The organism is Asticcacaulis sp. DW145 (assembly GCF_037101385.1).
Lineage (GTDB): Bacteria > Pseudomonadota > Alphaproteobacteria > Caulobacterales > Caulobacteraceae > Asticcacaulis > Asticcacaulis currens.
On record NZ_AP029024.1, the window covers coordinates 925,571 to 938,569 of the forward strand.

9 protein-coding genes are annotated in these 12,999 nt (G+C 60.9%); 5 read left to right on the forward strand and 4 right to left on the reverse strand.

What is annotated here, in order from left to right; all coding sequences use genetic code 11:
• The first annotated feature begins 46 nt into the window (after window positions 1-46).
• Window positions 47-997, forward strand: a complete 951-nt coding sequence (locus AACH73_RS04285; protein WP_272740436.1) for a glycerophosphodiester phosphodiesterase family protein — start codon at window positions 47-49, stop codon at window positions 995-997.
• Window positions 998-1,410: 413 nt separating this feature from the next.
• Here AACH73_RS04285 and AACH73_RS04290 read toward each other — a convergent pair whose 3' ends face one another.
• A complete protein-coding gene (locus AACH73_RS04290) occupies window positions 1,411-2,217 on the reverse strand; it encodes a DUF1868 domain-containing protein (RefSeq protein ID WP_272740435.1) in 807 nt (268 codons plus the stop codon).
• Window positions 2,218-2,219: 2 nt separating this feature from the next.
• A complete protein-coding gene (locus tag AACH73_RS04295) occupies window positions 2,220-4,472 on the reverse strand; it encodes a TonB-dependent receptor (RefSeq protein WP_338735531.1) in 2,253 nt (750 codons plus the stop codon).
• 156 nt (window positions 4,473-4,628) lie between these two features.
• Between AACH73_RS04295 and AACH73_RS04300 the strand changes: the two genes are divergently transcribed.
• Window positions 4,629-5,759: an ROK family transcriptional regulator gene (locus tag AACH73_RS04300; RefSeq protein WP_272740433.1), complete on the forward strand. Its 1,131-nt coding sequence runs from the start codon at window positions 4,629-4,631 to the stop codon at window positions 5,757-5,759.
• Between the two features lie 31 nt (window positions 5,760-5,790).
• Here the strand turns inward: AACH73_RS04300 and AACH73_RS04305 are convergent, their stop codons facing one another.
• Entirely contained in the window at window positions 5,791-7,095 is a 1,305-nt protein-coding gene (locus AACH73_RS04305; protein ID WP_303651360.1) for an MFS transporter, read from the reverse strand.
• A gap of 58 nt (window positions 7,096-7,153) precedes the next feature.
• Window positions 7,154-8,290 (reverse strand): ROK family transcriptional regulator, encoded by a 1,137-nt coding sequence (locus AACH73_RS04310; RefSeq protein ID WP_272740431.1) that lies wholly within the window; start codon window positions 8,288-8,290, stop codon window positions 7,154-7,156.
• 281 nt (window positions 8,291-8,571) lie between these two features.
• Here AACH73_RS04310 and AACH73_RS04315 point away from each other — a divergent pair, with 281 nt between their 5' ends.
• From AACH73_RS04315 to AACH73_RS04325, 3 genes are read left to right on the forward strand one after another with little or no spacing between them, the layout of a single operon-like run.
• On the forward strand, window positions 8,572-11,136 hold the full coding sequence (locus AACH73_RS04315) for a TonB-dependent receptor (protein WP_272740430.1): 2,565 nt from the start codon (window positions 8,572-8,574) through the stop codon (window positions 11,134-11,136).
• 52 nt (window positions 11,137-11,188) lie between these two features.
• Window positions 11,189-12,088 (forward strand): phosphodiester glycosidase family protein, encoded by a 900-nt coding sequence (locus AACH73_RS04320; RefSeq protein WP_272740429.1) that lies wholly within the window; start codon window positions 11,189-11,191, stop codon window positions 12,086-12,088.
• Between the two features lie 8 nt (window positions 12,089-12,096).
• Window positions 12,097-12,978, forward strand: a complete 882-nt coding sequence (locus tag AACH73_RS04325) for a hypothetical protein (RefSeq protein ID WP_272740428.1) — start codon at window positions 12,097-12,099, stop codon at window positions 12,976-12,978.
• The last annotated feature ends 21 nt before the right edge of the window (window positions 12,979-12,999 follow it).

Sequence of the window (12,999 nt, forward strand, 5' to 3'; positions counted from 1 at the left end):
GCTCTGACATTTTCATTTATTGCGTTGTTATCCGGAAGCTATCCTTATGTATCGTACCCAGACCCTTGTCTATGCTCTTAGTGCGGCTTTGGCCTTTCCGGCCTTGGCCGCGACCCCGGTCGAGCTGATCCGTCAGAAGCTGGACAATCCGGATGCCGGGGTTTTTGTGGTCGCCCATCGCGCCTGTCACAACGCGGTCCCTTCTGCCGGTCTCGACGAAGCGCCGGAAAATTCGCGACTGGCGCTGGAACACTGCGTAAGGTTGGGGGTTGATATGGCCGAGGTCGATGTCCGGCGGACAAAGGACGGCCAACTGGTCATCCTGCACGATGCGACTCTGGACCGTACCACCAATGGCTCGGGCAAGCTGGCCGACAAGACCCTGTCGGAGGTGCTCAGCCTGCGCTTGCGCCAGAACTTTGGCGGCGAGATATCGCCGACCCTGACCGATGAGCGTGTCCTGACACTGGCCGAGGTACTGGCGGCGGCCCGGGGGCGCATCATGCTCAATCTCGACATCAAGGAAGACATCTACCCGCAGGTCATCGCCGAGGTCGAAGCCGCAGGTATGTCGGATCAGGTGCTCGTCAAGAAGCTGGCCAAGACTTTGGGGACGCCGCTGGTCGAAGATCCGTTGTATGCGAAGACGCCCTTCATGCCCATCGTCGGGCACTGGCGCTCCGATCCCGGTGGCGATGCCATCGAAGCGGTGGCGCGTCAGCAGCTGAGCGGTCCCAAAAAGCCGGTCGGCATCGAGCTGGTCTTCACCACTCAGGCCGAGTTCGAGGCCATTGCGGCCGAAACCAAAGCGCACAAGGTCAGGCTTTGGGCCAACACGCTGACCTCGGTCGGCGTGATCAGCGTAATCGGTCACGGCGGCGACCTTGACGCCCTGCGCGACGGCGGTCGCACCTGGAAAGCTATGATCACAAAAGGTGTTAATACGATCCAGACCGACGAACCTGGCCCTCTTATTGAGATGCTTGGCGGTCAATGAGTCGATCATAAATCATTTGTCGAATAGATTGGAGGGACCACTTCTGCTGCCCGAAGTTTCTACCGTCCGCTAGAGCGATGTGCGGAAAAGTGTGAGCGGTTTTCCGCAAAAACATCGCGACAAAACAAAAATTTAGAGCAAAATGGCGATTCAGCTTAAAGTCATTTCGCTCTAATTGGTAGGGTTTTAGAGCCCGCAACGTCTTCTTCGGGCACATTTCGGCCCGCCACGCTTGAGCCAAATAGGTTTGAGGGGCTATGCAATCGAAGGACGTTTCCTTCTATGTGCAGACTGAGTTTATACCAAGGGTTATTAAAAATGACGGTTGGTATGCCCTTCTAGACTGTCTCATCTCTCTGATGCATATGAGACAGTCTCGGTATTATAAGGCCACCATCCATACTGCGGCCTTGTTATTCAAGATAAAACTGCCGTTCAAAGGCGAACATGTCCTTGAAAACGCAGAATTCCGGCGCGCCCAGCGCGATGACGGGGGCGGCTTTTGACAAGGTGGTGCGCCATTGCCGGTGGGCGCGGTCAAATGCCTTAGCCTGTTCAGGCGTAAGGGGCTTGATCCAGTAGGCCAGCGAGATGTGAAAGCCATAGGTGTCCGGATCACTGATACGGATGCCGGTGGCCTCGGACAGGCGGCGGCGCAGGTCGCGCAGCTGTTGCGACTGGGCGGCATCGACCGGCAGCAAGGGCAGGGTTATGGCCCCGCCTTCGGGGGCCGGTGCTTCCAGATCGACCTTCATACGGATAGGCAGGTTCAGACCAGAGCGAAAACCTTTGAGGCGTTCGGCCATCAGGCGATGACAGGCCTCAAGCGGCAGGTCGCTGGGCACGCCCTGCGGCCATTGGCCGGGCTTGCCCCGGCCCTGATCATTCGCCCCGCCAAAGATCGTCATATGATAGCTGGACGGCGGCAACAGGGTGGCGTTTGCCAGGAAGGGGTAATCCGACGCATTGCGATAGATGTCGAGCAGGGCGTTAAACGCCGCACTGTCGGCGCCCTGCTGCGGCAAATGGCAGATGAGGGTATTGCCGGCAAAGCCGCGGACGCGGCCATCTGCCATGAATTTGCGCCCCCCGTCCACAGCCGGCGCAACCGCGGCAGCCGCTTTCAGAAATGAGGCGGAAGCGGCCGCCGTGACACCGAAGAGGACACCGCGGCGCGACTGACCTGATAAGCCGGTGGTGGGGCTGTATCCATTGGTCATGATCAGAAATCCTTGTGCAGGTTGATGCCGATATAACGCTGGTCGTCGCGCGGTACAAATCGCGTCACCCCCTGACCGAACTGTTGCAGATAGGGGGAGTAGGACGTATCGCCGAGATTTTTGCCGATCAGATTGATTTCAAACCCGCCAGCGGTGCGGTAGCTGAGGCTGGCATTCCACAGGGTGTAGGCAGGCGAGACCGTATCCGGGGTCTGGTTGATGCTGTACTGGGTGCGGCTGCGGTAGGTAACGTCGGCATTGATCAGGACATCAGTCGTGCCAAGAGACAGCAGACGGTAACTGGCACGGGCGACGCCCTTCCATTTCGGGGCAAAAGTCAGCACGCCGCCATCGACGAAGCACGATGAAGCCGCGCCGGGCGGGCAGAGGAAGTGCTCGATCTTGGCATCCGTATAGGCAAAAGACCCCGACAGGCTGAGTGCGTCGCTGGCGCGGGCGCTGACATCGCCTTCGACGCCGCGCGTGGACACCTTGCCCGCATTGATCAGGCGGGTAACCGATGAGCCATTATAGGTGTCGAAGAAGGGCACCTGATAATTGTCCACCTTCTGTTCAAAGACGGCGAAATTGGCCATTACGCGGCGGTCAAACAGGCGCGACTTCAGCCCCAGTTCCACCGCATCGGACAGTTCCGGTTTCAGAGCGATGGTGTCCTGCGGCAGGGTGCTGAAGGCGAGGCTGTAGGCCGGTCCCTTATAGCCGCGCGAATAGGTGACATAGAACATAGCCGAGGCGGACAGGTCGTACTGAAGCCCGGCGCGACTGGACATTTCGGTGGCGTCGGTCTGGCCTTCGCTGGCGTAGGGGGCCTGAATACCGGTCACCGCCACCGGTGAGGTGGAGATGCGGTTGAAGCGGTAGCTGACCTCATCATGAGTCAGGCGCAGCCCCAGAACCGCCCTCAGGGCAGGCGAAAAATGGTAGTTGCCCTCGGCGAAGAGGGCGGCACTGTCATTGGTGACGCCAAAGCGCGAGGTGCCCGAATGGGTGGTCGTCGAGGTGGCGCTGAGTATAGTCACAGTGCGCGTATAGACTTCGCTGTCTGTGCCACGGAACAGATAGACACCGGCCACATAGTCAAAGCGTCCCCCCTTGGGCGAGGCCAGCCGCAGTTCCTGCGACATTTGGTCGTAATGCAGATCGCCGCGGTCGTGCTGCTGAGGCAGGCCGATCACCGCGCCGGGCAGCTTGTCCTGATCCTGAAACTGCGTGTTTTTCCAGAAACGGTAGGCGGTGATCGAAGTCAGTGTAAAATCACCCAGACGCTTGTCGGCCTGAAGCGCGACGCCCCAGGTATCGTCCAGCGCATAGGTTGGGTAATTGATATTGACGTTGCGCGTCGTGTCGCTGACCTCGGCAGGGGCCACGGCTGTGGCAAAGGCGGGCGACGAGGTTACCGCATTGGTCGGATAAGCCAGCTTCACGGTGCGCGCGACAAGACCATTGGGGGCGGTCGTCTTGTTGTGCGAGAAATCCGCCGTCAGGGTGGTGGTCAGGCTGTCTGAGACGGTGAACAGCCATTTGGTACGCGCGCCGTAATTATCGTAGCCGTTGACCTTTTGGCCATTAAACACATTGCGCGCATTACCATCGAAGTGTGAGGCCGTGACATTCAGGCTGGCCGCCCACTTGCCGGGCATGATCGCGCCAGAAACGCCGCCGCGCACGCGCCATTCATTCCCTTCATAGAGGCCGAGATCTGTGTAGGCGCGGAACGCTTCGCCCGGCGTGCGCGTGACGATATTCAGAACGCCAGCCGAGGCGTTCTTACCGAACAGCGTCCCTTGCGGGCCGCGCAGCACTTCGATGCGTTCGACATCCAGCAGGTCCAGCGACGCCTGCCCCTGACGGCCCAGCACTACGCCGTCGATGACGGTGGAGACGGTGGGTTCAACGCCCGGCGAGGTCGAAGAGGTGCCCAGCCCGCGCAGAAACAGCGCCTGATCCTTATAGGAAGCCGCCTGACGGAAGTTGAATGACGGCACCTGAGACGAGATTTCGCGCAGCCCGTTCAGATTGGCGCGAGCGAGATCGTCGCCTTTCAGCACCGAGACCGCGACAGGTACTTTTTGCATCGACTCGGCCCGGCGCGTCGCCGTGACGATCACCTCGGTAGCGTCAGCCGGGTCCGTCTTATCCGGCGCGGTTTGCGCCATGGCCGATGCGGCACTGAGGCCGGCCAGGGCGGCGCTGAGGAAAAGGCGGTTACGCCAGTGAGAGCGGTGGTTGGTCATAACGGTCCCCTTGGAGCCACGCTCAAAATACACACAATGTGTAGAGTGAAGCGGGAAATTTTCGTGTCAGGCGCCAATTAACACACTTTAAGTGTATTTAATGTGACAAGGCACAAATAAAGTGTGTCTTTATATAAAATGGGGTATGAGGCCCTCATGCAGATCGATATCCCTTTGATTCCCGAGCTTGGCCGCAATGATCGGCGCGTTCTGGGCCTGTTGTTTCGCCATCGCGCCCTGACCCAGTCCGGGCTTGTCGAACAGACCCAACTGACGCAGCAGTCCGTTTCGCGCATTCTGGCGCGCTTAGGTGAGACAGGGTTGGTGGGCACGGGCGGGCGGGTCAGTGCCGAGGGCCGTCGGGGCTATCCCAGCACGGCATTGTCGCTGCGGCCTGAACACGGTTTCAGCCTCGGTATTGCCGTTCTGGCCGGTCGTGTATCCTTGGTCATTAGTGATTTTTCAGGCGCGACCCGTGCCCAGAAAGGGCTGTCGCTCAATCCGGTGGGGGTGTCGCGCACGCTGGACGCGGTGGATGAAGCGCTCGATGAACTCTGCGGTTCGGTCGGCTACGCGCGTTCGCAGCTAACCGGTATAGGAATCGCCGTTTCGGGCTCCTTCATCGCGGGCGGCGGGTTCAACACGCCCACCTATCTCGAGGAATGGGCCGGGATAGATGTCGAGCGGCTGTTCGCTGACCGCTTTGGTGTGATCGCCCTTGCTGATAATGACGGCAATGCCGCTGCCGTGGCCGAAAGCCAGTTTGGCGTCGGGCGCTGGGCCGACAGCTTTGCCTATCTGTATATTTCAGCAGGCGTCGGGGGCGGGGTCATCCTTGACGGCGAGCCGTGGCGGGGGCGGCACGGCAATGCCGGTGAATTTGCCGGCGGCCTGCCGCCACACATCTTTCCATTTCCTAATCTGGAGCTGTTGCGGCAACTGGTGGTGCGTGAGGGAGAGGCCTTCGACACGGTCGATGCGATGGTGCAGGGATTTAACGCCGACTGGCCCGCAATTGAAGAATGGATCGCGCGCGTGAAGGATTCTCTGTCCATTATCGCTTCGAACGCCACGGCCATACTGGATGTGGACGCTATCGTTCTGGGCGGGCAGATGCCTACAGAGCTGGCGCATCGCGTCATTCCGCACATCGAGCTGTTCGATCAGAAACGCCGCAGCGTGCCGCGACCGGTGGCGCGCATCGTTCCGGCCGAAGCCTCCGGGGAGGTCGCGGCTATCGGCGCCAGCCTTCTGCCGCTGAAGCGATTGTTTTTTGGAGCGGAATGAAATCAGCGTGTCGGCAGCCTGCTCGGGGCCCCTACGTAGATGGGGTTTGCAGCGACAGCCTGCGCAGACGTAAGGAAATGAGCGCAACGGCCAAAGCCCCGGCGAGCGAGGGCAGCACCATCAGGGCGACGATAGCGTCGCCGCCCTGACCAGCGGCGCGATAAGGAATGCGTTCCAGTCCCATCCCCACCGCGTAGACGGCGGCGGCCTGTGCCAGCTTGGCCCCAAAGGTGAACAGGCCAAACCATTTGGTGGCCTGAGCCGCGTCGGACGCCACGGCCTTGGCGAACAGCCCCCAGGTGTACATGGAGACACCCCCGCCAGCGGCCCCATAGAGGAGGCCAATGCTCAGGGTGAGGGGCGGGGTCAGACGGCTCAGGGTAAAAAAGGCCACGCAGGCGGCGGCCAGAAACAGGGCGGTAAGGGTATATAGGGTTTCCGGTGTCTGACGACGGGTCAGCCACGCCCACAGCGGCTGACTGAGCAGCTTGCCCAGCGCCACAAAGGTCATGAAGCCCAACGCTGACACGGCGTCCGGCGCTGCATAGGCGGTGAAATAGGGTTCCAGCTTGTCGAAAAAAGGGCCGGTGGCCGAAACGCACACCATGGCCGCGATAAGATAAAGATAGGCCGGGCTGGGCCCTGCACCTGCCGTGAGAGCCAAGCGGGCGGGCGGGACCGGTGTGTGTGGTGAGACCATGACTTCGCCGGCGTGGTGCCGCGACAGCAGGAAGGCAAAACCGCAAGACAGGGTCACGAGGGCCAGAGAGATCAGAAAGAAGTCCGGGCCTGACACCACGCTGATCTTCCCCATATGGTGAAGGCCTGTGTGCCGCACCCACGAGGCTGTGACGCCGGTCAGAAACAGGGTCGCCGCGCCGCTGGCGATATAGCGGATGGAGGCCAGACCGAAACGGTCCGAGTCCGAAGACGAAGCTAGGGCGAAATAGGTGTTATGCGGCACGTCGTAGAGGGCATAGGCGATGCGAAACGCCATCAGGGCGGCGATGGTGTAGATAAGGCGCGCCTCCTGCGGCATGCGACCAGCATAGGTGAAGAGGACGAAGCACAGCCCGGCCAGCAGGCTGCCGTAGAATTGAGCCCGCGCCGCTGCGGCGGCGTGGGAGACAAAGCGCGTCATCAGACGACCGATCACCAGGTCCGCTATGGCATTGAGCACAAGTGAAGCGCCGATAATGCTACCGGCGACATCCGCAGCGAGGCCCACGGCTTCGGTCAGGAAAAAGATGAACAACAGGCTGGAGGCGTTCCACAACAAGGCCTTGCCAAAGCTGGCCAGACCATAGGCAAGCTTCAGACGCGACGGCGAGGGCATGTTGGCAAGTTTCACAGGCTAAGCATAGAGGCCGTTGCGCACACCGATATGACAGGGCTTAAAACAGTTCGGTTTTGAACACCCGCAGCTTGAGCGGTACGGCGGCGGCCCCTAAAGCGGTGGCGTCGCCGGTGACTTCTGAGGGAACGACGCGCGGCTGAGGCCGGTCAAAACCGCGCCGCGGCGCATGGCGCAAATCCACGCGCTCGATCATGCGTTCGGCCAGGGCGCGTGGCACGCGGCCCCCGATGACGATGGCCTGCGGATCAACGATAGCGGCGCAGGCCGAACAGGCCAGAGACAGGGAGTCGCTGATACGATTTAGCCAGTCATTGACCGCAGGCGAGTGGATATTCAGCGCGTTAAGCATGTCGCCTATGGTGTCGTATTCCTCGTCCCGGCGCGCGAAGCAGTGGCGCAGCAGTTCCAGTGTGGGGGGCGTGTAAACAAATTTGGGCAGGGAGCCGGCAAATTCTCCGGCATTGCCATGCACACCGCGCATCAGTTGCCCGTTAATCACCAGCCCGCCTCCAAAGCCGGTGGCGATATACATATAGGCAAAGGTGCGCGCCCAGCGGCCAATGCCAACCAGACTTTCGCCAGCGGCAGCGACATTGCCGTCATTATCGGCCCAGGCGGGCAGACCAAAGGTCTCTTCGAAGATTTCGGCCACATCGACACCGGCCCACTCATCAAGGCTGCGTGGACCATTGAAGCGTCGCCCGTCCTCCAGCGCAAACCCGGTAATGCCGATGCCGATGCCGATGACCCGTCGGGGGCTGATGGCTGCGTCAGCGCAGAGATCGGCAAAGGCCTGCTGCACGCCGTCCAGTACGCCTTCGCGCGACATGACCGGCGGGGTGAAGCGCCGATAGCCGCGATCCTGCCCGGCAAGGTCCATCAGCAGGACAGAGACGGCGTCGGCCATGATGGACACGCCCAGCGTAAAAAGGTGATCGGGATTCAGCGACAGGGCCGTACCCGGCGGTCCCCGGCGTCCCGAAGCCACGCGGTCCCCGGCGAGCAGGAAGCCCTGTTCGATCAGGTCGCCTACCGTACGCGACACGGTCTGCTGTTTGAGGCCGGTGTGCGCCACGATGTCGGCCTGCGTGGTGGCCTGACGGCTCTGGACCAGACTGAGTATGCGGCGTTCAGTGGCGGAGGTCGGCAGCAACGGATCGGTCAGGGCAAGCATTAAGAGTCCAGTCAAACGGCGGTCGGGTCATAGGGCAATCTCACAGCCAGATAGCTTGGCGTTGCGGGGGCTGCAAGATAAATGCGGCGTCGCATTTATAACACACGATGCGTCAATATAAAGCAAAACCCTTCTTTAAATTACGCATAATGGGTTTAAATTCCGCTATAAATGCCCGAAATCGGGAATCATATCCGGAAATTCCAGTTCAAATGTCATAAATAATACGCATAATGGGTTTAATTGCCCCGTCATCGCAATTCGGGTGCTGGAGGCTGATTATGTGTAAATCCCAACTAGGTCTGGGCGTTTCGACCCTGACCCTGGCTATGATGGCTACGGGCCTTGTGTCCGCTCACGCGCAGGAAGCGCCTGCGGCTGAGCCGGTGCAGGAAGTGGTTGTGACGGGCTTTCGCCTGCAAAACCGTCAGCTCATGATCCTGAAGGACGCCGATGAGCGCATCGCCGAGTTCATGACCGGCGACGAACTGGGGCAGCAGCCCGATTACAATATCTCGGATTCTTTCCGCCGCATGCCGGGCGTGCAGACCGAGTTCGATGAGGACGAAGGCCGCTTTGTCGGCATTCGCGGCCTTGACCCCAACTTCACCGTCGGTTCGTTCGATGGTTCGACCATCGCCACTTCCGAACGCGGCAACCGTCAGCTCAATCTGGAGTCCGTGCCGACCTCGGCGGTGAAGCGCCTGGAGGTGTTCAAGTCGCGCACGCCGGACATGGAAGGCAATGCCATTGGCGGTACGCTCAATCTGATCACCCGTTCAGCCTTTGACCGCAAGGGGCTCTATTGGGTCGGCAGCGCCTTTGTCGGCACCAGCGACAGCCAGAAGGTGCCCGGCAAGGGCTATGGCCGCAGCAGCGACGACGGGGCCAATTTCCGTTTCGACGGCACGGTTTCGACGACCTTCGGCAGCCAAGATCAGTTCGGCGTCCTGTTCACCGGGGCCTTCTCGCGCAAGCGCCGCGATCAGGAGCGCTTCGTCCCCGGCAGCTACAGTCTGACCAACGGCGTCCCGGTGCAGTCGGCGCATCTGTGGTCGAGCTACCCCAACTCGGTCGATCGCTACGGCGGCACGCTGAAACTGGAATGGCGTCCCTCTGAGACGCTGAAGACCGCCCTGACCACGACCTACTATATTCAGGCCGATAACGAACTGCGCCATTCGCATCAGTTGACGCGCGGGACGGTTTCGACCGACACGGCCCTGACCTCCGGCAACAAGGCGCGCGTGACGACCGCCGGCGGCTTCGTCCGGTTCAACGACTTCCCCATCGACAAGCCGCTGACCATTGTGCAGGCCAGCGCCGACTGGACTCCGGACGATCGTAACATTGTCAAGTTCCGCGCCGCCTATTCGGAAGCCTCCTTCGTCGAAGCCTCCAACCAGTTGCAGTACAATCTCGCCACCTCGGCGGCTAATGCCTATAATTACGCGATCAATGACGGCATCCCGACGGCGGTGCTGGATAACCCGACGACCTTCCTCACCCCGTTCAATTACAAGTTCAACAGCTACACCCCCTACGAGGACGACAGCGACGAATATATCACCGAGGCTTCGCTCGACTGGCGCTTCAATATGGAGCGTGGGGATCACGGCTGGGGCTTCGGGGCCGGGGCCAAGACGCGCGATCTGACGCGCGATTTTGACCGCTATCAGGACGTTTACGCCCTGGCGGCGGGCCAGACCTCGACGCTGGAGGATGTTCTGATGCCGGCCGACTACACCTCGGTCAATGCCACGACGCGCCAGTTGTTTATTGATTTCGACAAGTTTCAGGCGGATCGCCGCGCCAATCCGACGAAGTTTGTCCTCAACACCGCCACCACGGCGCTCAACCGCATCAGCAACGACTATGTGGTGACCGAAGGCGTCGATGCGCTTTACGTGCAACTGCGCCACGCCGGTGAACGCCACAGCCTGATCTTTGGCGGCCGCTACGAGGATACGGCGACCGAAGTGAATGGTTATCGCGTCAATGGCAACACGGTCACGCCGCTGACTCGCAAGGGCACGTACGACAACTTCCTGCCCTCGGTGGTCTTTAGCTATACCATCCTCCCGAACCTTAAGTTCCGCACGGCCTATTTCGAGGCCATCGGTCGCGCCAACCCTTCCGATCTTGGCACCAATGAAAGTCTCAATGCGAGCAGTCTCACGCTGACACGCGGCAATCCCGACCTGAAGCCGCGCAAGGCCAAAAACTACGATGCAGCTCTGGAAATCTACTTCCCCAACAAGGCGGGCATGATTTCGGTCGCGGCCTTTGCCAAAGACCTGAAGGATGAAATTTATTCGATAACGCTGGGCAAGACGATCATTGACGGGGCCGAATATACGGTGACCCAGCCTCAGAACGTGGCCAATTCCACCATTTCCGGTCTGGAATTCAGCGTGATCAAGAACAATTTCGATGTCCTGCCGGGTCTGTTGAGGAACTTCGGGGCATCGGCCAACTATACCCGCCTGCATGGCCGTGCCGATCTTCCCAATGGCGTGCGTACCGACCGTCTCAACCGTCAGCCGGCGCATCAGGCCAATGTCGCGGTCTTCTACGAAGACGGCCCGCTGAAGGCGCGCGTCTCCTATGCCTATACAGGGGAGCGCTACACCTCCTTCTCAACGACGGACCCTTCGACCAACCGTTATGACAAGGCGTGGAAGCAGGTCGATTTTACCGCCCGCTATTCTCTGGGCCGCTATCAGATCATCGGCGAAATCCGTAACCTGACGGACCAGCATCGCGAAAACTACGATCAGTACGGTGTGCGTGACCTAAACTATTTCGGTCGCCAGTTCTGGCTGGGCGTCGCCTTCAAGCAATAGGCAGGCTGTGGACAGGCTTCGGCCTGTCCGTTTCTTTTTGTGAGTTCAACACATGAAATCTGTTCTTGCGGCGCTTCTGCTGCTGTCTATCCCTGCGGCGCTTCAGGCCGAACCCCTGCCGCCGCTCAGCCTCGAAGCCCCCGCCACGCCGCTGTTCGACGGCGTCCGTTATGAGAAGCGGGTGAGGGGCGGCGATGAGCCCATGGTGGCGCATATCGTGACGCTGAACCTGACGCGGGCGGGTTTGCACTTTGAGGTGACGCCGGGCGACCGCTCGAAAGGCATGGAACACGTCGCGCTGACGGCCAGCGAATATCAGCGCCGCTCCGGGGCGCAAATCGTGATCAATGCCAGCTACTTCCTGCCCTTTGCGGGTGGTAGCAAGGGGGCGGACGACTATTACCCCAAGAGCGGCGACCCGGTTAACGTCTCCGGTGCCGCCCTGTCGCATGGGCAGAGGGTCTCGCCGGTCGAGACCGACCTCGATATCCGCGTCAACTCTATCGTCTGTTTCAAGGCGGCGCAGGTGCTGATCCGCGAGGGTCAGGTCTGCCCGGCGGGGCAAACCGACGCCGTCGCTGCGGGGCCGCGCCTGCTCAGCGATCGGCACGTGCAGAGCTTTCTGGCCTTCGATAACAATTACGCCATGACCCGCGCCCCGCGCACCGCCATCGGTGTGTCGGCAGATGGCCACACCGCCTGGCTGGTGGTCGTCGATGGTCGCCAGAAGGGCTATAGCGAAGGGGCGACCCTCACAGAACTGACGGACCTGTTTGTGGCGCTCGGCGCGGCGGATGCTATCAATCTGGATGGCGGCGGTTCCTCGACCCTTGTCAGGGAGGGGGCCAACCACAAGCCGGATGTGCTGAACCGCCCCATCCATACGGGCATACCGGGGCGCGAGCGTCCGGTCGCCAATCACATTGCTGTCTATGCCCTGCCGTTGAAATGAGGCCTGATATGCGCGCTCTCGCCCTTGCCGCCCTGCTGACCTTGACGGTATCGCCCGTGGCCGCTCAATCGAGCGGCTTCCCGAAGCTGGAAGAGTGGACGCCGCCGGTGGTGCAGACCGGGACGGCCAAGTTGATCCGCGAATATCCTGCCCCGGAAGCCCGTCAGGGCGTGGCGGTCGATGGCCGCTACGTCTATGCGGTGGTCAATTCGATCATCGGCAAGTACGACAAGCAGAGCGGGGCGCTGATCGCCCGCTGGACCAGCCCGCGCAACGGGCCGATCCGCCACATCAATTCGTGCTATGCGGCCCATAACGAACTGTGGTGCGCCAATTCCAACTTCCCCGAAGTGCCTATGGGGTCTTCGGTCGAGGTGTTCGATGCCCGCACCATGACCCATAAACGCAGCCACGGTCTGGGGTTGCTGGACGAAGGCTCTCTGACCTTTTTCGAGCCCTATCGGGGCGGCTATATGGCGGGCTTTGCCCATTATGACGACAAGGGCGGCACGGGGTTCAAGAGCAGCCGCTACAGCGCCATCGTCACCTATGACGCGCAGTGGCGACGCACCGGCGGCTGGCTGATCCCTGACGCGGTTCAGGCGCGCATGGCCCCTAATGCGGCCTCCGGTGGCGGCATCGGCCCGGACGGCCTGCTTTATCTGCTGGGGCACGACCGCACCGAGCTTTATGTGCTGGCCAAGCCGCGTCTGGGGCCGGTTCTGATCCATCTGGCGACCATCGACATCGCCGCCGAGGGGCAGGCCTTCGTCTGGGACAAGACGGTCAAGGGCCGCCGGTTATATGCGATCAGCCGCCCCAAGGGCGTCATTCGGGCCTTTGATATTCCCGAGGTTCGCCTGGATCATCCGGACGCCCGAAGGTTTTAGGGTCTGCTACGAGAGGGCAAT